20 protein-coding genes are annotated in these 22,661 nt (G+C 61.8%); 9 read left to right on the top strand and 11 right to left on the bottom strand.

From position 1 onward, the window contains the following. Positions 1-115: 115 nt before the first annotated feature. Entirely contained in the window at positions 116-1,405 is a 1,290-nt protein-coding gene (locus AC1DDO_RS22175) for a hypothetical protein (RefSeq protein ID WP_476972783.1), read from the bottom strand. A gap of 241 nt (positions 1,406-1,646) precedes the next feature. Here AC1DDO_RS22175 and AC1DDO_RS22170 point away from each other — a divergent pair, with 241 nt between their 5' ends. Beyond that, on the top strand, positions 1,647-2,315 hold the full coding sequence (locus AC1DDO_RS22170) for a TM2 domain-containing protein (RefSeq protein ID WP_476972782.1): 669 nt from the start codon (positions 1,647-1,649) through the stop codon (positions 2,313-2,315). An 18-nt stretch (positions 2,316-2,333) separates the two neighbouring features. After that, positions 2,334-2,705, top strand: coding sequence for a PH domain-containing protein (locus AC1DDO_RS22165; protein WP_476869988.1), 372 nt, complete (start codon positions 2,334-2,336; stop codon positions 2,703-2,705). A 268-nt stretch (positions 2,706-2,973) separates the two neighbouring features. Here AC1DDO_RS22165 and AC1DDO_RS22160 read toward each other — a convergent pair whose 3' ends face one another. Next, the gene (locus tag AC1DDO_RS22160) at positions 2,974-3,393 is read right to left on the bottom strand and encodes a hypothetical protein (protein ID WP_476972781.1); all 420 of its coding nucleotides are present in this window, start codon (positions 3,391-3,393) and stop codon (positions 2,974-2,976) included. A gap of 297 nt (positions 3,394-3,690) precedes the next feature. Then, on the bottom strand, positions 3,691-4,662 hold the full coding sequence (locus tag AC1DDO_RS22155; protein ID WP_476972780.1) for an Ltp family lipoprotein: 972 nt from the start codon (positions 4,660-4,662) through the stop codon (positions 3,691-3,693). Positions 4,663-5,080: 418 nt separating this feature from the next. Here AC1DDO_RS22155 and AC1DDO_RS22150 point away from each other — a divergent pair, with 418 nt between their 5' ends. Further along, positions 5,081-5,575 carry a hypothetical protein gene (locus tag AC1DDO_RS22150; protein ID WP_476972779.1) on the top strand — a complete coding sequence of 165 codons (495 nt, stop codon included), beginning with the start codon at positions 5,081-5,083 and terminating at the stop codon, positions 5,573-5,575. Positions 5,576-5,649: 74 nt separating this feature from the next. On the opposite strand, the gene AC1DDO_RS22145 is transcribed toward AC1DDO_RS22150, so the two are convergent. From AC1DDO_RS22145 to AC1DDO_RS22125, 5 genes are all read right to left on the bottom strand, one after another. Then, positions 5,650-7,341, bottom strand: a complete 1,692-nt coding sequence (locus tag AC1DDO_RS22145) for an alpha-amylase family glycosyl hydrolase (RefSeq protein WP_476972778.1) — start codon at positions 7,339-7,341, stop codon at positions 5,650-5,652. Then, positions 7,338-8,273 carry a carbohydrate ABC transporter permease gene (locus AC1DDO_RS22140; protein WP_476972777.1) on the bottom strand — a complete coding sequence of 312 codons (936 nt, stop codon included), beginning with the start codon at positions 8,271-8,273 and terminating at the stop codon, positions 7,338-7,340. The genes AC1DDO_RS22145 and AC1DDO_RS22140 overlap by 4 nt, the downstream gene beginning before the upstream one ends. Next, positions 8,270-9,343 carry a carbohydrate ABC transporter permease gene (locus AC1DDO_RS22135; protein ID WP_476972776.1) on the bottom strand — a complete coding sequence of 358 codons (1,074 nt, stop codon included), beginning with the start codon at positions 9,341-9,343 and terminating at the stop codon, positions 8,270-8,272. Before AC1DDO_RS22135 ends, AC1DDO_RS22140 begins: the two co-directional genes overlap by 4 nt. A gap of 82 nt (positions 9,344-9,425) precedes the next feature. Beyond that, positions 9,426-10,745 carry an ABC transporter substrate-binding protein gene (locus tag AC1DDO_RS22130; protein ID WP_476972775.1) on the bottom strand — a complete coding sequence of 440 codons (1,320 nt, stop codon included), beginning with the start codon at positions 10,743-10,745 and terminating at the stop codon, positions 9,426-9,428. A gap of 129 nt (positions 10,746-10,874) precedes the next feature. Continuing rightward, complete coding sequence (locus AC1DDO_RS22125; protein ID WP_476972774.1) at positions 10,875-11,912, bottom strand: substrate-binding domain-containing protein; 1,038 nt, start codon at positions 11,910-11,912, stop codon at positions 10,875-10,877. A gap of 932 nt (positions 11,913-12,844) precedes the next feature. Between AC1DDO_RS22125 and AC1DDO_RS22120 the strand changes: the two genes are divergently transcribed. The 4 genes from AC1DDO_RS22120 to AC1DDO_RS22105 all read left to right on the top strand — a co-directional run bounded on the left by AC1DDO_RS22120 (position 12,845) and on the right by AC1DDO_RS22105 (position 19,028). Then, complete coding sequence (locus AC1DDO_RS22120) at positions 12,845-13,930, top strand: dCTP deaminase domain-containing protein (protein ID WP_476972773.1); 1,086 nt, start codon at positions 12,845-12,847, stop codon at positions 13,928-13,930. A gap of 169 nt (positions 13,931-14,099) precedes the next feature. Continuing rightward, positions 14,100-15,077, top strand: a complete 978-nt coding sequence (locus AC1DDO_RS22115; protein ID WP_476972772.1) for a non-canonical purine NTP pyrophosphatase — start codon at positions 14,100-14,102, stop codon at positions 15,075-15,077. 20 nt (positions 15,078-15,097) lie between these two features. Then, positions 15,098-15,640, top strand: a complete 543-nt coding sequence (locus AC1DDO_RS22110; protein WP_476972797.1) for a hypothetical protein — start codon at positions 15,098-15,100, stop codon at positions 15,638-15,640. 232 nt (positions 15,641-15,872) lie between these two features. Then, positions 15,873-19,028, top strand: a complete 3,156-nt coding sequence (locus AC1DDO_RS22105) for a DEAD/DEAH box helicase (RefSeq protein WP_476972771.1) — start codon at positions 15,873-15,875, stop codon at positions 19,026-19,028. A 421-nt stretch (positions 19,029-19,449) separates the two neighbouring features. Here AC1DDO_RS22105 and AC1DDO_RS22100 read toward each other — a convergent pair whose 3' ends face one another. Together AC1DDO_RS22100 and AC1DDO_RS22095 are read right to left on the bottom strand one after the other, a co-directional pair. Beyond that, entirely contained in the window at positions 19,450-20,112 is a 663-nt protein-coding gene (locus AC1DDO_RS22100; RefSeq protein WP_476972770.1) for a helicase associated domain-containing protein, read from the bottom strand. A gap of 431 nt (positions 20,113-20,543) precedes the next feature. Further along, a complete protein-coding gene (locus AC1DDO_RS22095) occupies positions 20,544-20,795 on the bottom strand; it encodes a hypothetical protein (protein ID WP_476972769.1) in 252 nt (83 codons plus the stop codon). A gap of 335 nt (positions 20,796-21,130) precedes the next feature. On the opposite strand from AC1DDO_RS22095, the gene AC1DDO_RS22090 reads away from it, so the two are divergent. Together AC1DDO_RS22090 and AC1DDO_RS22085 are read left to right on the top strand one after the other, a co-directional pair. Next, complete coding sequence (locus tag AC1DDO_RS22090; RefSeq protein ID WP_476972768.1) at positions 21,131-21,319, top strand: site-specific integrase; 189 nt, start codon at positions 21,131-21,133, stop codon at positions 21,317-21,319. Continuing rightward, a complete protein-coding gene (locus tag AC1DDO_RS22085; protein ID WP_476972767.1) occupies positions 21,320-21,505 on the top strand; it encodes a hypothetical protein in 186 nt (61 codons plus the stop codon). A 39-nt stretch (positions 21,506-21,544) separates the two neighbouring features. On the opposite strand, the gene AC1DDO_RS22080 is transcribed toward AC1DDO_RS22085, so the two are convergent. Beyond that, on the bottom strand, positions 21,545-22,372 hold the full coding sequence (locus AC1DDO_RS22080) for a hypothetical protein (RefSeq protein ID WP_476972766.1): 828 nt from the start codon (positions 22,370-22,372) through the stop codon (positions 21,545-21,547). Positions 22,373-22,661 lie beyond the last annotated feature (289 nt).

The following is a 22,661-nucleotide window of genomic DNA, read 5'->3' as shown; positions in this document are numbered from 1 at the left end:
AGCGCTGGGAAGACCTCAGCCTATGTGATCGCTAACGTGGCCAGAACGGTTGGCGTCAACCCTGTCCTGGTAAACCGAGCCTGAGAGGCTCACTGGTTCAATCCAACCGGAGAGTTCAGGTTTGACGGTCCGCGCTCACTGAGCCTTCCTCGTCACCATTTTCGTCGCGTTCCTCGTCGTCCCCGCGCCGACGGAGCGCACGCTCGGCGATCCTGCTGGAGAGTTTGTCCCTCACTGATCTGGCCCTGTCGAGGGTCTCGTTACCGAGGCGCCCGGCGGCATCGACGCCCTCTGCTCCTGTTTCGAGCGCCTTGTCCCTTACCTCCGCTGCCGCGTCCACCCATCGTCTCGCCTCCAATGACTCTCGACGGCGGTCGATCCCGAGCCGCCCGTGGAAGTCAACAACGCCAGCCGCGACCTGGTTGCTCGAATGCACCACAGCCCGGGACGTGGTCGGGTGCAGCAGCACCTTCGTGTTGGCCACGCCTGCAGCCGCATCCATGCGGGCCATCAGACGCTGTGTACTTCGCGAGATGAGTTCCAGACGGTTCTGCCGGGCCGTCCTCAGACCAAGGCGGTGCTGGTCCAGCTCATCCGGAGACGAGTCCAGCACACGGTCTAGTTCGAGCACGGCGATCGCGTCCTGCAGTTGGAAACACTGAGCCAGAACGGCGAGCCACTCCTGAACTTTGGACTCGGCTTCCTTGGACGTTGTGGCGAGATCACCGATTTTGGTCTTGTGTTCCATTTTCTCCGCGAGTGCGTCGAGTTGACGCAACGTGTACGCCTGGGTTCGCGCGATCGATAGCGACGTGGCTTGCACTTTCGACCACGTGACCTCGGAGACCCGGCCGACCTGCTCCCGGATGGTCATGGCCTCCTCGATCACAAGGTCCACTCCGATCATGTCCGCCAACACGGCGTCCTTCTGGGCGCGGAGCACGTCGTCGACCTTCTCGTCGATCGTGGCGAGATAGTCGGTGATCTCGTCCATGGTCTGTTGCATCGCAAACTGCGCCATGATCCCTGCGGCACCAGCCAGAATCGCCGGGTTGGCCACAAGCGATCCTGGCCCTTTCACGAATTCGACGAATCCCTTGATCTGGCCGGTGTTCCCCTTTAGCACACCGGAGCGGAGACCCGTCGTCGAACTTTCCCTCAGCCCGTACTTGTTGACAAGCTGTGCTGACTCCTTAGTCAGCTTCACCCAGCGGCCTGAGTTGGCTGCAATCTCGGAACCTGCCTGTGCGACTCCAGCCGCGTTACCGAGGGCAGATCCGAGCCGTTGCAGTCCGAGGTCCTTCGATGGCAGCCCCTCAGAAACGAGGAACCGTTCGACAGCCGACGGATCCCCGATGATCGCCAGGCCATCGCCGTCACTGATCAGCTGAATCTCGTTATCCATGGTGGTCTCCTGAAAAGTGGGCAGGGAAAGCGGCTCTTCTGAGTTGAGAGTGTAGTCGGGACGCGCGCGGCGGTCCGGATGCCGACGGCAATTCAGTCAGGACATACGGCACCAAACAGCGCAATTGGCGATTTTTTTCGTCAAACTGATGTCGGCACATGGATTTTGGGGGATGCCGTCGTAGACGGTGCTGCCGCCTGACCGCCGTGGGCTGCATCATCACTCTTCGAAAGGCACCACCATGACACAGCCTCACCCTGACGCGAACGTTGCCCCTCCGGGGGGCTACCAGCTGCCAGCAGCCCCGCCGTACCAGATCGAACAGGACCCCGTCGAACCTCGGCAGCAACAGCCCCACGTAAGCCCGCAGCAGGGCTACTCGGTCGAACCGCAGCAACCCTATGCCGGCCCGCAGCAGCCGTACCAGCCCCAGTATCAGAGCTACCAGCCGGCGCCGTCGTCACAGCCGCAGTATCAGCAGCAGCCCTACGCTGGCCCGCAGCAGGGCCACCCGGTCGGACCGCAGCAGCCGTACGCTGGCCCGCAGCAGGGCCACCCCGTCGGACCGCAGCAGCCGTACCAACAGCCCCAGCACCAGAGCTACCCGCCGGCGCCGTTGCAGCCGCAATACCAGCAGCAGCCCCCGATGCCGAACCCCGCCTACGGCTACCCGCAGCCGAAGTCCAAGGTCGTCGCCGGGCTCCTGGGCATCTTCCTCGGCGGACTCGGTATTCACCGCTTCTACCTGGGCTTCACCAAGATCGCCGTCATCCAGCTCATCCTCACACTGGTCCTGGGCGCGTTCACCTTCGGCATCGTGTGCCTCTGGGGTGTCATCGAAGGCATCATGATCATCGCCGGCTCCGCCCAATTCCAGCGGGACGCGCACGGCGTTCCGCTCCGCGACTGACTCGAACGAGGGAACACATTGACCCAGGTTATCCATGACCGACCGGACCAGCTCGAGCAGATCAAGGCCGGGCTGCTGCAGGGTGAGATAGTTTACGCGGTCTACGACTGCATTGGAGTAGGCACCGGCTTCGTGGGCATCACGAACATGCGCGTCATCCTCCAGGACAAGAGCTTCGTCGGCAATAAGCTCGCCGTCGTTTCGGTGCCCTACAAGAACATCCGCTCCGTCTCCATGCTGTCCAACAAATCGATGATGGGCCGGTTCGCGTCGACGTCCAGCATCGGAATCGACACAGGCTCCAGTGTCAAGGAAGCAGACTTCCGCGGCGACGATAAAGCCAGGCACGCCCACGATCTGATCCTCTGGAATGTGCTGAACACCAAATAGAACGATCACCGGAAGGGCGGCCGGTCCACCCGGCCGCCCATGGGACTGGTGTGAGGATAGCTAGCGGGCGGCTGGAAACCGGTACCGAAATCGAGGCGAACCTTGCCACGGTCGACCGGCTTGCCACGGCGGCCGCAAGAGCGCAGAACTTCGGGGAGTCAACCTTCATCAAGTCGGACCCGCCCGCCGATCCTGTGGTGTTTGAGTGGGGGAGCGCGGTTCTGTGGGTGCAGACGGCTGCATGTGGCCATCTGCACCCACCGTCAGGCTACTTGGTTACGTGAACGACAACGGCTTTGCTAACGGGCTGCGTAGCGCCCGGGTTATCAATTCCGGTGACGGTCCAGTTGCTCAGCAATAGGACTGTCTTGCCTGTATCGGCGTTGTAGATTACGTTCTCGAATCCCAGAGCAGCCAAGTCCTCGTCGAGGGCCTGAGCATTCATGCCTGCAACTGCGGCAGGAATTACGGCCGTCGTGGCTGGAGCGGGAGCGGCAGGTACGGCTGCCGCAGGCGCGGCGGCTGGAGCCGCCGCCGCGGCCGTCACAGTAGCTGTTACCGTCGCGGTGGCGGTTTCCGTCACAGTCACGGTCTCGGTGACGTTCGGAGCAGCTTTTGGTGTATTTGCTCCTGCGCACCCTGATAGCGCAAGACACAGCAAACCCGTCAGGGCTAGTTCTTTCTTCATTGTTCCCATTTTCATTTTTTCTAGACTTATTTGCCCGCTGAAGGGTCTTGATCGGTTCATTTGTTCAGAGGAAGGGACCCGTGGACCACGAGTACCCGGCGTGTACGGAACGGCGTTGGGAGGAATCCCGGGTAGCTCCATCACTCGGTCGCGTCGTCTCGGCCCCCGGGAGCTGTCACCTATACAAGGAGATTGGCTCAGACCACTAGGAGCGCCAACTTTTGCCGCGGTGGGCTCGCGAGTATGCAAGCGGCCGTGTCGGACTCGACGCCCCACAATTAGGACTGAGGCATGCCGCTAGAGGCCCGTCTGGCTTACTCCGTACTCGGCCTGAGCCGGGGTGAAGCCCTCAAAGGCCAGTTGCTCCTTCAGCCCGGAACGCGAAAAGGATGTGTATTCGAGGTAGCTCTTGGCGGACTTGGCTGCCTGCTCGTTCCAGTCGACTTTCACACGGTCCACCGCCCAGGTAGCATCCGGTGTCGAATACTTCTCGAAGACGAGCTGCTTGATCAGACCCGTGCGCGAGAAGGCTGTGTAGTCGAGGTAGTCTCCAGCGGCCCGCAGAGCGTTTTGCTGGCTGATCGTCCCAGCTTCAGCAGCCGCCTTAGCAGCCGCGTCAGCGTCAGCCTTTGCCTTGGCAGCCGCGTCGGCGTCGGCCTTTGCCTTGGCGTCAGCGTCCGCCTTGGCTTTAGCATCAGCGTCGGCTTTGGCCTTTGCAGCCGCATCAGCGTCTGCCTTGGCCTTAGCGTCAGCGTCGGCTTTAGCTTTGGCAGCAGCATCAGCGTCTGCCTTGGCCTTGGCGTCAGCCTCAGCTTTGGCAGCGGCAGGATCCTTCGTCTTGGTTTCCACTGGGACCGCAGAAGCGGAGGCCGAAGCGGATTTTGCCGGAGTGGAAACCGACGATGCGGACATTGAGGCTGACCCGGCACGGGCGGAGTTGACGACAATGCTCAAGAGGATGAGAACGCCGGTGACAATCAGGGCGACCTTCTTGTGCTTGTCGTAACCCTCCAGTGGAAGACCCTGCTTGTCCCGGGTCCGGTTGGCAAGGACCAAGATGAGGTCAATGAGGGCCCAGATACCGAAACCGCCAAAGGTAATCAGCTTGAGGATGCCGGTTCCGACTTTGCCCAGGTAGAAACGGTCAACGCCGAAAAAACCGAGGAGGAGCGAAAGCAGCCACGTCGTCAAGAACGACTTGTGGCTCGTCTGTGGCTGACCGTAGCCAAAGGCCGGCGGGTACGGTGCAATGTTCGGGGGTTGGCTCATGAGAGTCCTTTCATAGGACACCTGACCGACGTGCGATGCGAAGCGTGCGGAGTGGGTGCGGTGATGGACGCGCATAGAGGGAACCCAGCGTGGAGCGCGGGCGGCAAAGGCCGTACACCGCGCCAGCCGACAGTTACAAGCACGTTCGCTTCCCCCAATAGCGTCACGGGCGTATACCCGCATATCGGATGTTACATTGCCTCCGTGCAATCGAATGCAGACACGTTGAAAAGTTTCATCTCGGTTGTTTTGGAAAAGTGCCATTGTTCAATTTGGTTAGCCTGTTGGTGTTCCGAAGCGGAGGCACTGGCCACTTGGCGCCGCGCGGAAGAATCCGTTTAGCGCCGCCACTGGGTAATATCTCTGAGGCCGGTGGATCCCACGGCCATCACTTGCCTATTTGGGGGAAATTATGACAATGCCCGAAATGCCGAACTACGCGCCGACGTCGACGCCGCCCGTCGCTACCCGCAAACCAGCCAACAAGGCACTCCTGATCGCAGGGGCCAGCTTCGTCATCGGGACCATGCTCGGCATCGCTGGGACCGCCTTCACCATCAGCGCGGTCAACGATGCCAACGACAAGGCCGCCGCCCAGGCAGAAGCCTCGAAACCTCGGCCACTTAAGGAAGCCGCCGGCGGTTGCGGCATCGTCGGCGAGACCGGCGCGGATCTCGGGGACGGCGACCACAGCCTCTCCCTCGACGGCAAGGGCGAAAAGGACTACTCCGGCCTTTCCATGCAGAACATCGACTGCGTCCTCAACAACATCCACGTCCCTGACTTCATCCGCGCCGAGATGGGCAAGACCCGGGCCTTGGACGGCACCCAGCGTGAATCGTGGGATAACTTCAGCGTCTCCTGGACCTACCACCCAGACGACGGGCTGAATGTTGGCCTCGTCGAAAAGTAGGGACTCAGTTACAGGACGCCAAAGGGCCATTCACATTCGCAAGGAAAACGGGGACGGCCCAACCGCATTCAGCCTCAGTCCCGCAGCACCCAAGCCGCGTTGTTCGGCTGCAGCCAGCCGTCCTCGGCCAGCGGCGCGGCGCTGAGCAGCACCGTGCCGGCGGGCAACTGGACGGGCTCGGTGCCCATTGCGACGGCGACGAGGAAGTGCTCGTTGCGTTCGCAGATCAGGAGGTTTCCCGCCTCGACCCGCCAGGTGCCGCCGTCGTCCGCGGTGAAGACCTCGTTCTTCCACAACTGCCGGCGCAGCTCTAGAGCCGCCTTGGTCAGGTTCAGGGCGGACTGTTGGTCCTGTTCCTGAAGCTCGATCGCGTGCGCGCCCCAGTCCGAGGGGACCGGGAGCCACGGTTCCGCAGCCGGTTCGCCGAGCGAGAAGCCGTGGTTCAGCCCGGTGTCTTCGGTCCACGGCAGCGGGACGCGGGCGCCGTCGCGGCAGACGCCGCCGCGGGCCCACATCGGATCCACCCGGGCCTCGACAGGGACGTCGACCTCGGGCATGCCGAGTTCCTGGCCCTGGTAGATGTACGCGGCGCCGGGCAGCCCGAGCAGAGCCACGAGGGCCGCCCGCGCGCGAAGAGCTCCGATTTCGCCGCCGCCGAACCGGGTGACGGAGCGGACGATGTCGTGGTTCTCCAGCGCCCACGTCGGCGCGGCCCCGTGCTCCAAACGGGCGGCTTCGAGCTCGTTCCCGGCGGTGGCCCACGCCGCCGGATCCCAGCCGAGTTTCACGAACGCGAAGGCGAAGGCCTGCTGCATCTCGTCGGCCCGGGTGTAGCGGGCCGCGCGGGCGGGTTCCAGGTTGACCTCGCCCACCAGCAGCCGGTGCGGCTCATACTTCTCGGCGAGAGTGCGCCAGCGGCGGTAGACCTCGTGGACGTCCTCCTGGTCCGAGACCTGCGGGTTGGACCGCAGCCCGTCCACCACCCCGCCCGTGGAGGGCGAGTCCGGCAGTCCGTCGGCCTTGAACAGAGCATGCGCGACGTCGATGCGCAGCCCGTCCACGCCCTTGTCGAACCAGAAGCGCAGCACGCCGTCGAAGTAGTCGCCGACGGCGGGATTTCGCCAGTTCCAGTCCGGCTGCCCGGCCGAGAACAGGTGCAGGTACCAGTCCGTATCCGTCGCCGAACCGGGTGTCGCCCGGCTCCAGGCCCGGCCGCCGAACACGCTCTGCCAGTTGTTCGGCGGGACGTTGTCAGCTGAAGCGTCGTTGGACGAACCGTCGGCGGTGTCAGACGCAGCGCCGGTGCCGCCGTCGGACATGCCCACCGGGCCCGGCACAAAGTGGAACATGTCCCGCTCCGGCGAACCCGGGCCGGCCGCGAGGGCTGCCTGGAACAGCGGGTGCTCCGACGAACAGTGGTTGGGGACGACATCGAGCAGGACCCGCAGGCCCAGCGCATGCGCAGTCGAAAGCAGCACATCGAACTGTTCCATGGTGCCGAAGAGCGGGTCCACGCCGCAGTAGTCTGTGACGTCGTAGCCCTGGTCCACCTGCGGGGAGGGCTGGAATGGGGTCATCCAGATGCCGTCGACGCCGAGCGCGGCGATGTACGGCAGCCGGGCGATGAGCCCGGCGAGGTCGCCCACGCCGTCGCCGTCGCCGTCGGCGAAGGAGCGCGGGTAGACCTCGTAGATGACGGCGGACTGCCACCACTCGGCGGTGGGAGCCAGAGCGGTCTCCGCGACGGGAACGGGAACAGCGCTCATTTGCTCGCGCCCGCGGTCAGGCCTTCGACGATCCGTCGCTGGAAGATCAGCACCATAATGACCAACGGTACGGTGACGATCACGCCGGCGGCCATCTGCTCGCCGAAGGGCGCCTGGAATTCGGTGGCGCCCGTGAACTTGGAGATTGCCACCGTGGCGGTCTGGATCTTGGGGTCGTTGATCATGGACAGAGCGATGATGAATTCGTTCCAGCTGTGGATAAAGGTCAGGATTGCGGTGGTGAAAACTCCCGGCGCGGCGAGCGGGAGCAGGACCCGGCGGAACGCCTGCCACTTGGTGCAGCCGTCGATCATGGCGGCTTCCTCAAGGTCGAACGGCAGGGCCTTCATGAACGTGGTGAGGTTCCAGACCGCCAGTGGGATCGCGAAGGACAGGCTGGGGACGATCATCGCCTGGTAGGTGTTGATCCAGCCGAGGTCCGTGAAGAGGCGCAGCAGCGGCACCACCACGGAGATGCCGGGGAACATCGACGTCGCAATGATCACGCCCAGGATTACCGACTTGAAGCGGAAGTTCAGCCGGGAGATCGCGTAGGCCGCGAACACGCCGAGGAGCAGGGCGAACACCGTGGTGGTGCCGGCCACCACCAGCGAGTTCAGCAGGGCCTGGCCGAACATGGTGGAGCCGTCGAACACCTTGGCGTAGTTCTCCAGCGAGAACGGCGCCGGCAGCAGGGTGTTGTCGAAAATGTCGGCGGTGCGGCGGAGGCTGGAGACCAGCATCCAGTAGAACGGGGCCAGGCAGTAGGCGAAGATCAGCGCCAGGCCCACGTACACCGAATAGGAGCGCCACGTGCGCTGCGCTTTCGGCTTGCCGTGTACGACGGCGGTGCTTGCGTCGGGCGCGCTGGCACCGGATGCGCCCGGGGCGCCGGAATCTTTGGCGGCGTTGCGGAGGTCGGAGATGGTCATCGGGTGGCCTCGGCCTTCTTCTGTTCGGCGGTTGCCTGGTCAGTGTTCGCCAGCGTGCGGGCTGCCTTCGAGCGGGACTTCTTCGACATGAGCTTCAGTTCCTTGGCGCCGGTGACGTCGGCGCCGAGCACCTTCACGAACACGATCGCGACGACGGCGACGTAAAGGAAGAGCATGATCGCGAACGCGGAGGCCGAGCCGTAGCGGAGCTGGTTGGATTCGTCCCACGCGAGCATGGACAGGGTTTCCACGGATTCCTTGCCGGGGCCGATCAGCACGAAGGGCAGGTCGAACATGCGCAGGGCGTCGAGCATCCGGAACAGCACGGCCACCAGCAGGGTGGGCTTGACCAGCGGGAGGGTGATGGAGCCGAGCTGGCGCCACCAGCCGGCGCCGTCGATCTTGGCGGCTTCGTAGACTTCGCCGGGGATGACCTGCATGCCGGCGAGGACCAGGAGGCCTATGAACGGGGCGGTCTTCCAGACTTCGGCGATGATGATGGCCGCGCGGGAGGCGTTGCCCTCGGCGGTCCAGAGGATTTCGCTGCCGAGCAGGGTGTTGGCGATGCCGTCGGACTGGAAGATCCAGCGCCACAGCAGACCGGAGACGGCGGTGGGCACGGCCCAGGGAACCAGAATGCTGGCGCGCAGGAAGGACCGGCCGCGGAAGGCGCGGTTCATGGCCAGGGCCAGGCAGAGGCCCAGGACGGTCTCGAGGAACACGGTGGTAATAGTGAAGAACGTGGTGTTGCCGAGGGCGTTGAGGAAGCGCCGCCCGGTTTCGCCGACGAAGAGGTCGGCGTAGTTGGCCAGGCCCACGAAGGATTCGACGTCGGCGACGAAGCCGTCCGCGTCCAGCCCGGATTCGGCGCGGAACAGGGACTGGTGCACGGCCGCGAGCAGCGGGTACACGATCACCAGGGCCAGCACCAGGATGGTGGGGGAGAGCAGCAGCGCGGCCATGCGGCCTTCGCCGGGAGTGCGGGTGCCGCGGTGGCCGCGTTTGCGCGGGGTGGCGGGTTGGGGCGTGCCGGTTTGCGCGCCGGCGGGCGGGACGGTCGTCGTCGTCATTCTGGGAACCTCACTGGGGTTGCAGGCACCGGGCCGGCCGGGGTGAATCGGCCGGCCCGGCTGGTGCTCGAATAGTTCGGAACTACTTGGCGGACAGCTCGGTGAGCTTGGCCTGCATGTCGTTCAGGGCCGTGTCCGTGTCCTTCTTGCCGGTGATGGCCGCGTACGCCTCTTCCTGGATGGCCTTGGTGGTGGCGCCGTACTGGACCACCTTGGGGCGCGGCTGGGCGTTGTTCAGCGAGGTCAGCAGGGTGGGGAAGAACGGGCGCTTGGCGACTACGGCGGGATCCGCGAACAGCGAGGCGTACACCGGGGCGCGGGAGGACAGCGCCAGGCGCTTCTGGGCCTGCTCCTCGCTGGTGAAGAACTTGACGAACTCCAGGGCAGTGGCCTTGTTCGGGGTGAACGGGGAGATGGCGAGGCTGCGGCCGCCGAGGGTGGAGACGCCGGGGCCGTCGGTGCCGGGGATGGAGGTGATGCCGAACTTGCCGGCCACCTTGCTGGAGCCGTCGGTGGCGCTCAGGGAGGCGTGGAGGAAGGGCCAGTTGCGCATGAAGACGAGCTTGCCGTCCTGGAACGCGCGGCGGCCCTGCTCCTCGAGGTACGTGATGGCGTCGGACGGGAAGAGGCCGTCCTTGAAGCCGTCCACCAGCAGGTTCAGGCCCTTTTTGGCCTCAGCGGTGTTGACGGTGGGCTTGCCCTCTGCGTCCACCACCGTGCCGCCTGCGGAAGCCACGGCCTCGGAGAAGTTGACCGTGAGGGCCTCGTTCTTGTCGAACTGGCCGGCGTAGCAGGACATGCCCGCGGCCTCCGGGAGCGCCAGGATGGCCTTGCAGGCGGTCTTCATCTCGTCCCAGGTCTTGGGCGGGGCGGCGATGCCGGCGGACTTGAGCAGGTCCGAGCGGAAGTAGAACAGCGCGCCGTCGGTGTAGTACGGGGCGCCCACCAAGGAGTCACGGTACGTCGCGGCGTTGACCGTGGCGGGGATCATCTTGTCCGTGGGGATCGCGTCCGAGGGCAGCGGCATAATCCACTTGTTGGCGGCGAACTCGGAGGTCCAGACGACGTCCAGGTTCAGCACGCTGAAGGTGTCCGACTTGATCTGGGCGTTCTGGATGAGCTGCTGGCGCTGCTGGTCCGCGGAGTCCGGCAGTTCGATGAACGTGACCTTCTCTTCCGGGTGGGCGGCGTTCCATTCCTCGATCGTCTTGTTGGCGGCACCGGAGGCATCGCGGTTGGAGACGTAGTTGATGGGGCCCTTGCCCTCGAAGGACGCGGCGGCCTTCGGGCTGCTCTTCGCGTCAGTGGCGGTTCCGCCGCAGCCCGTGAGGGCGACGGCGGCGACGGTCAGGGTTGCGGTGGTGGCGAGAAGAGTCTGCCAGGTGCGGCGGCGCTGCCTCATGTGTTGCTCCTTGTTGTGGTTTGGTGCGAGCGGGTGGTGCGAGTGGTTTGGTGCATGCGGAATCGCGGCGGGTGGCCTGGTGGCACGGGGGAGTGCCGGCGGTCGCCGTTGGTGGGTGGTTTGTCGGGTCTAGCTGGTTGGTTCCTGGGTGCCGGGCGGGCCCGGGTTCGCCGGTGTTGGATTGGGCGGGGCTGAACTGGGCGGCGCGGTGGAGCCGCGCTCGATCAGCCGGTGCGGCATGATCTTCGGCCCCAGATCGCGGGAGCGGAGCAGCTTCTTCACGGCCATCCGTCCCATGTCCTCGAGCGGCTGGGCCATGGTGCTCAGCGGCGGGTTCACGTGCAGGGAGGTGGAGGTGTTGTCGAAGCCCAGCACGGAGACGTCCTCCGGCACCCGGAGGCCGCGCCGCTGCAGTTCATTGACGACGGCGGCGCCCATTTCGTCGCTCATCGCGAAGATCGCGGTGAGGCCGGGTTCCTGCTGCAGGAGGTCGTCGACGCCGGCGGCCCCGCTTTCGTAGAAGAAGCTGCCGGTGGCGGTGACCGGGGTGCAGCCGGCTTCGGTCATGGCGCGGAGGTAGCCGCGTTTGCGGGGCTGGGCGACGTAGATCGACGCCGGGTCCCCGGTGAGGAGGCCGATGCGCCGGTGGCCGAGCCGCAGCAGGTGACGGGTCGCGTCGTAAGCTGCCTGCTCGTCGTCGATGGCCACGCTGGGGGAGCCCGACTTGTCGCTGATGGCCACGGAAATGATCGGGACGTTGGGCCCCAGCAGCTGCCTCGTCTCCGGTGTGATCACCGCGGAGATGAGGATGACGCCGGCGGCCCGGTAAGTGCGCAGCGTCCGGAGGTAGCCGGCGATGTAGGCGGATTTGGCGCCCGTGCGACCAAGCATTACGGCGTAGCCGCGTTCCTGGGCCTCCTCCTCCACGCCCTGCATCACCTGGGAGGCCAGTGCATCCGAGACCATCGGCGCGAGCAGCCCGATCACGGACGTCTGCCGGGTCTTCAGGCCCCGGGCGAGGGAGTCCGTTTCGTAGCTGAGGCTCTTGACCGCGTTTTCGACGCGTGCCCGGGTCTCGTCGGAGTAGCCGACGAGCCCGTTGACAACCCGGGAGACGGTGGCCGGGGAGACGCCGGCATGCCTGGCGACATCGCGGATGGTGACCACTGTTCCTCCTCCCTGAGGGTGCCCGCTGGGCCACTTGACCCCAGTTGAGTGATGGGTTACGCAAACGGTTTACGTAAACGGTTTCGTTCGGCTCAGGTTCAACATTAAGGGATGGTGCGGGAAACACATTGTGTTTCGTAAACGAGGAGCAATTGGCTGTGAGAGCGATGGGAGCTGCTATGGATGGTTCCCCTGCCCCCGGGAGATTGTTTGGCGACTATCTCTCTCCCGCCTGGGCGGAGCGGTGCAAGTGAGGACACCCATTGAAGAGTTTCCTGGTAGCGCGCCGCAGCGACGGTCCGAGCGGGTGAGACTCCGGAAGCGGATTTGGCTCTCCCAGGGATGACTATCAAGGAGCGCGTTTTGTCGGTTTCCCGCGGGAATTCCCGAAGCAGATCTTCACAGCGGGAGGCGGACCGCGCAGGCGCGGAGATCATGCTCCGCGTCCGACCTGGGTCGGGCGAGGATCCTTCGTTCTGAGACACTTCCAGTCCTGCCGGGGGAATTGGAGCACAGCCGACTCGATTCTCACGCAGGCGATGCTGGGAACCGGCGGTCGCAGCAATTGGGCCACGACTCGAAGCCGTAGTACCTGGACATCCTGATGGCGCTGATTATGCGGCAATGCCCGGGAGTCTGTCTGCGCCTCAGTGAAAAGCATCCATAGCGTGTTCGGCTTCCGATCATTAGTCGGCAGCTGCAATTATTACATTACGCCTGAAGCAGCCTATGAGGGTCCCTGGTTGTATGCTCGCTCTCGTGATCATCTGACACATGCCGGCCGGCAGGTTCACTGGAGCTTGTCAATGGAAGTGTCCGTGACGGTGTTCTAGGTGTTCTACGGGTATAGGAAGTTAGAGGATGCGCCCAAGCATCCATGCGCCTCTGGGGGCAGGAACGGACAGCAGTTTATGTTAAGCAAGTCGGAAGTCATGAAGCTCATTAGCGCTGATTCCATCGGTATAACCTACGCCTTCGACCCGTCGAACTTGGAGGAATCACATGTCAACCATCCGTTAAGTGTCAGAACCAACAATCGTGGCAAAGAGATTTTCGATGAGAACTTCTTTGGCAACCGGCTTGGAATAACACTCGGTCCCCTCGTATACAGTCACAACTACGGTCGGAGCCGCGACCGGAAAAATTTTAAGGATCGTAAATCGGTATTCGATTTACGTGAAACTAACGGTCGAATCTCGCTTCGCCCGGGTGAGAATATTACGGTCAACTCGATCGAGAGCATTCGACTCGGCGAGAAATGGGGAGCCATAACTCTCCCCCGTTTGACGCACGCAACCGCTGGGGTGGTTTTGTCAGCGTCCTACATCGATCCTCTATGGAACGGCGTCTTAGTTTTTCACATAGTCAACCACGGTCGGCTTCCTATAGAGCTCCAGATAGGCGAAAAAATCGGCGCTTGCCACTTCTACGAGGTTAAATCTACTACCATCAGTAGAGGCGACTCCGAGTCGTTTGCTAACAAGAGCCATCACTTCGGCCAAAACTGGAAAAAGATCGTCGTCGGCGATGCCGATCCCTTTCCCCAGAAGAAGATCTCCAGTTTGCCCCTGCGACATCAGCGAATATTAGCAACAAAGCAATTTGTTAGAGAAAATTGGATAAAATTCATAGGCGGCATCGGCCTTATTTCCCTAGTCAGTGCAATATTGTGGCTCGGCGCAACCATGAACGATTATAAAGATTTACCTGCACAAGTAAAGCAGCTGCAGAGTCATAACCTTACCGCTCTGGAAAGAGCTGTCACCGTGCCCATGATCAAAGGCACTGCCACGGCTACACAAGACTTGAAGGTTCAGCCGGAAGACGACATGTTCCCCCTCCTGGTCTTTGCATCGCCCAAGGCCGGGAATTCAGGGGTAAGTACTGATGCTAGCTTCGTTACCGACGTAGCAGGTGACCGTTTGGTGCGGCTTGTCACTAAAGTGGACACAGCGACTGCTGTAGACCGCTACTTTGACGTTTCCTATGTGATTGTTTTCAGCCGTGAACCAAAGTAGCCGTACCGAGCACACCTCATGGAGGCTTTTGAATCCTCCAGGGGCGAGATTATGCGAACCGACCGCTACACCGTCCTTCATCCAGCTACTTGCCGCTGCGGAAGATGCACACCCTATAAAAGTGCATGTGTGGTCTCCCTCGCATCCTGACGTTTTAGGTTTCGGTTCCTTGCGGATCAGCATTGACGACTTTGCGACGCCGCGCATTATGGACATGATGCAACTTTTGGCCGCAGTCTTGTTTCAAACGGTCGAGCGGGTATTTCTACCTGTTGTCTATTTCGAGTGCGCCAATTCTACTAAGGCTGAACTGGCTGAGACTCCTTCAATGCGTGTTTGCGAATACTCGGCAAATTCCGTGACGTTCGAAGCACTTCGTGAATCAACAGATAAATCTGAAGGATCGCAACGAATGCGAGTCCCTTCGGCTGTGTTAGAGAGAATACGGCTGTTAGTGCCGAACTTGGAGTGCCGCGAGGTTTACCTCTCTACAGGAAGCCCGGTCAAGTTGGGCCAGTACAACTTCCTTTTCCGCGCCGCGGGCATTACGACCAGGAAGAGTACCATTGGGGCCTCTCCGCCTGAGCCTCAGGTTGATGGTCAAGGACTTCTTGAGGAAGAAATCCTTGTGAGAGACCCACTCAAGCGCCTAGCGCGTTTTGCTGCTAAGACGGACTCTTACCCCCTGATTCTCGAAGACACAATGCTTTTTGTGGAGCATTTCAATGCTGACTTCGCTAACTCGCCCATCCTGCCAGGACCAGACACGAAGCGATGGTGGAACGCGCTTGGTTCTTCTGGGTTGTTGAATCTAATGGGTAGATCCGCACGGCGTAAAGCTACCTTTGTGTGTCAAATGGGGGTATTGACAAGGGATGGAAACTATTCTGTGTTTAGGTCGGAACGCAGCGGTCGTATTTCCTTCCAGGAGCGGATCTTGCATGAAGAGGCAGATTATTTTCCTTACGTCATTCCTCATAATTTTCACTCCATATTTGTGCCCGCGGGGAGTAAGAAGACCTATGCTGAGATGCGGCCAGGAGAGTTTCGGTCTTACGATTATCGCGCGGATTGTGTAAGCCAGGTTATCCGGTTTCTGCACGGCAGCGTTTCGGCACCTGCTGTGTCCCAGCCAGAGCTATTTTAGGGATTATCTTGTTAATTGTTGTGTCAGGGCCTTCTGCCGTGGGTAAGAGTCGTCTTTGCAGTAGTGCAGTGGCGGCGCGTTATTCTCTTATTACTCCGATCACGACTCGAATGATGCGCCCCGGGGAAACACAGGGTGGTGAGTACCACTTCGTCTCACGTGATCATTTTCGCAGCCTAATTTTGGAAGGTCAGCTCAACGACTGGGATTACATTTTCGATGAGTACTACGGGGCGTACTTATCCGACGTTCAAGATGCGGTCATGTCCAATGATCATGTCTTTATCCATGCGTTGGCGAAAATTGCCGTTCGAACAGCCTTACGCTTCCCCAATAGGGTTCTGACGGTAATGCTGCTGCCATCGCCGGAGTCCTCCCTGACGGAAAGCCGGCTTCGCTTGCGCAAGGCAGGTGACGCGGAGGTCCAGGCCCGATTGAGACATACTGAAGACGAAGTTGCTCAACTGCCGCTTGTAAGCCTGGGAATACGTAACGCCGACGTAAAAAGCAGTGAGGATATTCTTGAAGAAGTCTTGTTTCATGCGAATCGCTGGAGCCAGTAGGAAATGCTCGTTTCTCTCCGCCGCTTGGTGTGGCGGGAAGATTTTGGCCGCTGCAAGCTTTCCGGTAGTGCTCGCTTTCGGTTTTAGCGTTGACCGCTACATTGATCGTCGAAGTTTAACTAAACGTAACGGAGGTGAGCGATCTGGGCCGCGACCAAGAAATTGCTGAATAATTTCAACTCTTTCGTTTCATTGGTTGGCCTTTCGGGAACCGAACCCATAACCTGACGCAGTGACTAACTTCATTGGGGACGCGGCTGCGGAGCAGTTGTCCGAGGGCTTATACGAACTTCTGAACACGGACCTGCTCGGCGCACGCCTGGGGCGCACATCAGGGTTTCAGCCGATCTTCGCGGGAATAGAAGACGAAGACAGCCCAGACATCCTCTCCCGCCACGTCGCCGATGCAGTCCGCCAAGCCCTGACAGCAGCAAAACCCACCGAACGCGTGGCCCTTGCGAACAAGCTCCTCCAAGAGATCCAGCACAGCGACCGCATCGCTGAAGGCCCCAGCCAACTGCACTCGCTCCACCGGCCGGACACACTCAAACGCCGCAACCTTCGCCGCCCCACTACGAAGTTGTCGGACAGTGCCCTGCTCACCAACAGCAAAGACGATCCGAACCTCGCTGCGGAGCTCCGGACCGAGATCGAGTCCGCCAACACCGTCGACCTACTGTGCGCCTTCGTCCGCTGGACAGGCCTCCGGCTGCTCCACCCTGCGCTTGAGGAGCTCAGGGAACGCGGTGCCAGACTCCGCGTCATCACCACCACTTACATGGGCGCCACAGAACGCCGCGCCATCGACGAGGTCGTGAACCGGTACGGGGCTGAGGTGAAGATCAGCTACGAAACCCAGGCCACCCGCCTGCACGCCAAAGCCTGGCTGTTCCGCCGCGACTCAGGATTCGACACCGCCTACGTCGGCAGCTCCAACCTCAGCCAAGCGGCCCTCCTCGACGGCCTGGAATGGAATGTCCGCCTCAGTTCGGTCGGCACACCGGCCCTGTTGCAGAAGTTCGAGGTCACCTTCGACAGCTACTGGGCGCAACGCGCCTTCCAAAGCTACGATCCGGAACGCGACGGCGAGAAGCTGGACGCCGCCCTGGAACGCAACGGCGGCCGGCGGACCGCAATTCCAGGGGCAGCCACCGGACTCGAAGTCCAGCCGTTCCTCCACCAGGAGGAGATGCTCGAAGACCTGGAGGCCGAGCGGCTCAAGGGCTTCGACCACAACCTCGTGGTCGCAGCGACCGGCACCGGGAAGACCGTCATCGCAGCACTGGACTACAAACGCCTGAGTGAAGCGGCCGGCCGTGATCTGAAGCTGCTCTTTGTCGCCCACCGCCAGGAAATCCTCAAACAGGCCATCCGCACCTACCGTGACGTCATGCAAGACGGCGCCTTCGGCGAACTCTACGTCGGGGAACACAAACCCGGGCAGTGGAAGCACATCTTCGCCTCCGTCCAGTCGCTGTCATCCCTCGGCATTGAACAGCTGGCACCGGACTTCTTCGACGTCGTGGTCATCGATGAATTCCACCACGCCATGGCACCCACCTACCGCCGGCTGCTGGACCACCTGCAGCCGCAGCAGCTCCTCGGACTGACCGCGACGCCGGAACGCGGCGACGGCGTCGACGTCGCCAAGCAGTTCTTCGAGGGCCGCACCGCCAGCGAACTGCGCCTCTGGGACGCCCTGGACGCCGACCTTCTGGTGCCGTTCCACTACTTCGGCGTCTCGGACGACGTCGACCTGAGCCAGTTGGAGTGGAAGCGCGGCAACTACGACACCGCGCAGCTGAACACCCTCTACACCGGCAACGACGCCCGCGCCGCCAAGGTGATCCGCGAACTGCGCGACAAGGTCACGAGCACGGAACAGATGCGGGCCATCGGCTTCTGCGTCTCGGTCCAGCACGCGCACTACATGGCCGAGGTGTTCAACCGCGCCGGCATCGCCTCCGCTGCCGTCGACGGGAGCACCGACGCCGCCGACCGCTCGGCGGCGCTGGAGCGGCTCCGCCGACGGGAGATCAACTGCATCTTCGCCGTCGACCTCTTCAACGAGGGTCTGGACCTGCCTCAGGTGGACACCATACTTCTGCTCCGGCCCACGCAGAGTGCCACGATCTTCCTCCAGCAGCTGGGACGCGGGCTGCGCCGTGCCGAGGGCAAGGCCGTGCTGACGGTCATGGACTTCATCGGCCAGCAGCGCCGTGAGTTCCGCTTCGACCTGCGGTACCGGGCGCTGACGGGTTACGGGCGGAAGGAGCTGGAGAAAGCCGTTGAGGACGAGTTTCCGTACCTGCCGTCGGGCTCACAAATTGTGTTGGACCGGGTGGCTCAGAAGGTGGTGCTGGACAACATCAGGGCTCAGCTGCGGTTCAACCGGGCGCAGCTGGTCCGGGATATCACCTCGTACGCGGAGACTGAGCTGTCGGCGTATCTCGAGCAGTCCGGGAACGACGTGAAGTCGATCTACCGTTCGACCAAGGATTCATGGACCGGCTACCTTCGCCAAGCCGGCCTGATCGACGGGTTCTCGCCGCTGGAGGCCGTCCTCAGCGGCAGGCTGCAGGACTTGTCCGACGCCGACGAGAAGAAGCTCCTCGGCCGTATGGCTGCGCTGATCCACGTGGACGATCCGGAACGGGCCGAGGCCTACTCAATGCTCGTCGACGCCGACGCGCCCCGATACGCGGACCTCGGCATGCGAGAACAGACGTTCGCCCGCATGTTGTTCTACACTCTCTGGGACGACGGCGGCGGTTTCCAGTCGTACGACGCCGGCTTGGACTTCCTGCGCGGTTACCAGTTTGTGTGCAGCGAGATCCGCCAGCTCGTGAAGCTGGGAGTGGCGGCGTCCAAGCATGCCGCCAAGGGCCTCGGAGCGGGGCTGCAGCACGTTCCGCTGCTCTCGCACGCGACCTACCGGCGTGAGGAGGTTCTGGCGGCATTGCAGTACGGTTCGCTGGAGGTCGGCAAGAATGTTCAGCACCGGGAAGGTGTGGCGTGGTGCCCGGCGACGTCCACGGACGCATTTTTCGTCACTCTCAACAAAGATGACAAGAAGCACTCGGCAACCACGATGTACAAGGACTACGCCATCAGCCCGGAACTGTTCCACTGGGAATCGCAGAACGCGACGTCGCCGGGGAGTCCGACGGGCAAACGGTATTTGGACAGGACGTCGTATGGCTCGAGGATTCTGATCTTCACTAGGGGTACTTCAGAGGACGAGACCGGCCTGACTGTTCCGTACACGTGCCTTGGCCAGGTGGATTACGTTCAGCACTCGGGGGAGAAGCCGATTGCGATCAATTGGAAGTTGCACCGGCCGATGCCGGCGCATGTTTATGCGATGGCGGCGGCGGTGGCGCAATAGTTCGGCGTCGGTTCCGCGAAGCTTCGGTTGAGCTCGTTCACGAAAAGATGTGATGGACGGAAGCGGCTCCCAACAAAAGAGAGTGTTCCCGCTTGGCCGGCTCGGTGAAGGCAATGGCGACGATGTGGAGTTCCGTCACGGAATAACCTCTGCGGGCCGAGGCAAGAAATGAGTTCCCTTGCAAGCCGAATACGGACTGATCGCATATCCAACTTTCTGGATATGGCTTTATGCATGCGGGTATGGAAAGCGCACTGAGCCCGTATTAGCCCGGCTCCGGCCGGCGTCCGTCCGAACTGGCCGGCGGGCAGCTCATGGCGACAGAAGCGATCCAACAGAAACGGGTTGCATGCCAACGGGGACAGCCCAGCTTTGAGCTGTGCGGAGGCTCCACCTGTACACAATGGGCGCAACCTTCTGGTCATCGCCGGGGAGGGCGGCCCCTGGTCCTCCCGGCCTGCCAACCGGGAACGGCGGCGTCCAGAAGTTTGACCTTTTCAGCTTCGAGCTCGCCGCGACGGTGCTTTTGCCGCTGGGCATGCACCCACACGCCGAGAGTGTGTTCCCGCTCAGAATCGCACTTCTTGTGGCGGGGCCAATCGTTGCCTTCCTCGCGGAAGTCCACGAGCTGGGCTAGCCGTCGGTGCCATCTGGCTTCCTCGGACGCTGTCCTGGGGTTCCAGCCCCATCCGGGGACTCGGGCAAGGCCTTCGCCGTAGGCCGCGTGAAGGGTGCCTTGGGCTGCCTCGCGCCGGCGGTCAGAGAACCACCGGGCCATTGATCGTTCCTCTTTGTTCTCGGAGCGGTCGCGGGGGAACCGTTGCTCGGCCGTAGTCCAGACGATGATCTGTTCCATGCGGGCAAGGGCCGCAGGGGAGGGGCTGGTTCCGGTGTGGGCGGCGGCCAGATGTGCCACCATGAGCTCCGGGTCCCGGCGGCGCGCGATGACGAGGTGGTAACCGACGGCGGCGGGTTGGGCCCCCACCAGCTCAGCGATGCGTTTCCGGCTCAGCCCGAGCCGGTACATCAACACCCATTCCGCGTCAGGAGCGCGCCGCAACTGCCTGTCCATGATGGATGTCATCTTGCCACGGTGCCGGCTCGGAACGGTCCTCCATTGGGGCGATATTTTGCTGCGTCCGGGTCGTGACTCTGATACTGAGCAGGTTGTTCAGCATCCACCCCCGTGCGACAGGGACATCTAAACCAGTCATCGTCAACCAAACCAGCACCGCCCAGAGACACTCCATGGCCAACTATTGCCACTTATACGGACTTATGCGGGGTTATACGAAGTTATGCGGAGTTATAGTGGGTTATAGGAAAAACCCCATAACCCCCTATAACTCCGTATAAGTGGGGGGTGAACCTGGCGGAACCCTTACGGCTCCGGCCAGGTGAATATGGCAGTTTGATTCAGGACCGGTGTGACGGCTGGAACGACCGATGCCACCCCTTAGTCTGGACCAAGACCCAGGAACGCGACACTGGATCCGAAGGACCCCTACTGTTGGGCTACTGCATTGCTTCCGGGATGCCGAATCGCCTCCCAATGAGGATGCGAACGGCCGCTTCTAAGGGCTGATCTTCCAGCTCAACGCCCTCGTCCCCGTAACGAATTCCCGTTTCGTTCCCCACCGCTTCGATTTCAAAAAGGTTGAGGACCTCGGCCACGCGCACCTGATACTCGGTGGCGGTCATTTGGCGAGACGCACGAACTGGAATTGTGCTGAGTGCGCGCGCGACCGTCGCATCGGATTCAATCATTGGCGCACTCTGGCATGACGTTCGCCATTGCACAAGGGGGTTCTTCGAACCTAGTACGAGAGTATGAGGCGACGTTAGGCTCGCAGGAGTTGAGCCCATCCTCCCGCGGCACCCGCCGGCAAAACCTGTCGGCGCAGGTTCCGATACCGGCGTGTCGTCGTGCAAACACCGACCAGGCTGCTGGCCGCTTGTTCGGCCGAGAGTGCGCAGTTAACCCACAACATAATGACCGTTATGTTGTGGGTTTGCCAGAGACTCGGGTTGTGGACGTCGCTTAGAGTAACGTGATTGCAGGAGATGTAGAAAGACACGCCCAAATTATTGCGGCCTGACAATTGGCGCAGTTTTCGCGTCACACGCTGGCTGCTTATAGCCGAGATCTCTTCGACTACTGCACTTGGCTCGATGGCCACAGACTGGATCTGTTCGCAGTGCGCCGCGTGCACGTCGACGGGTACCGGCGCACGCTGATCGGTGCTCCCTCGACGGTGGCCAGGAAGTTTGCCGTTGTCGAGCCCTTATAGGTGCTGGAGGTTGGATTTTACACCGGGATTCATTCGTGGCTGGACGGCCTCACCCGGTATACCGTCGTCCATTCAAGGACGGTAGCGGTGCTCTTCGCCGATATCGGGCCGGTGGATGCCGGTGCGTTCCACCGCGGTCTCCTGGGCACGGAGGACCCGAAGAGCTTCTTCAGCGCGGCTGAGTAAGGTGCCCTAGAGGCCAGCGCGGATTGGAAGCTTCTCCCCTCACCACGAGAAGCGGGGGGTTCGTGCCGAGCGGACTTCGCCAAAAGCATGAAACGGATTCTCGGAGGCAACGATTTCAGATATCTCTTCCTGTGAGAACCGAGGGACGTAGGTATCGAACCGGAGGATGTCGCCTTCGATGATGAGCGTTGCGTATCCCTGTTCATCCCGGAAATCCGGATCAATCTCGTCCCTGACGATGTCGCTGAACAGGTTTGCGTATCGGGTCAGCTCCAGGATGATATCGGCGAGATAATGGCGGCATTCTTTGTATTCGTTGAGGAGTGATTCATAAAGCACTTCGTCCCAGACGGGGATCTTATAAAAGGCTTTGAAGCGGAGACGCTTGCCGCTGCGGTCCGGACCGGCATGCTGGGAAAACGTGCTCAGTAGCTCATTTATGAAGTGCCCGATCGTCTCGATCACTTTGCGCAGGTCATCATGGCCTTTCGGCCACGGCCGTGTGGCAATCCAATGCAAGCAGGCGCGTAGTCGTTCTTCGGTTGAGACAGCCATGCTTGCTTCTCCGCCGCTGAGTACAGAGCTGACATCCTTGTGCCATGTATCCAAGCTCAACCTGGCCGTCAGATTATCGACTAGGGCTGCCCACTTTTCATCTGCGGGATTGGACGCGGCCCCGAGGGTTGTTCGCACCCAGGCCTCGTGCTGTGCCTTCATATCCAACAGGAAGCCAACGGAAAAGTCTTCCGGGGCTTTGTCTATCAGTGCATGGTCAGTTGGACAGAGAAGTATGAGATTGCTGTACTCATCGCGATGCTCTGGCGATAACGGGGAGTCGCCCCGGGGCCCATCGGGGCTCTTAGCCACAATGTGAGCCTCTTCGCCTACCAGAACGGCGTCGCCATTGAAGTCGGACTGGTGGGCCAGCGTTCTACGGCACGAGGGCATCGCACAATGGCTGGCCGCGCGACCCCAAAGCAATTTTCGGGACAAAGTAGATATAGCCATCCGGGTGTCCTTTCAGGTGTGGTCTGGTTCAGTCCAAGCTCCGGGCAAGCGTGCTTTCCGCTACACGACGGCCGCCGGTGAGCTTTCTCAGGAAAAGAAATATGAGTAGGAAACGGGTTAACCGTTGGGGCTCTGGATAGCACCCAGA

It is taken from the genome of Arthrobacter sp. 10N43 (assembly GCF_056394525.1).
This window is presented reverse-complemented; position numbering and strand designations above follow the sequence as displayed.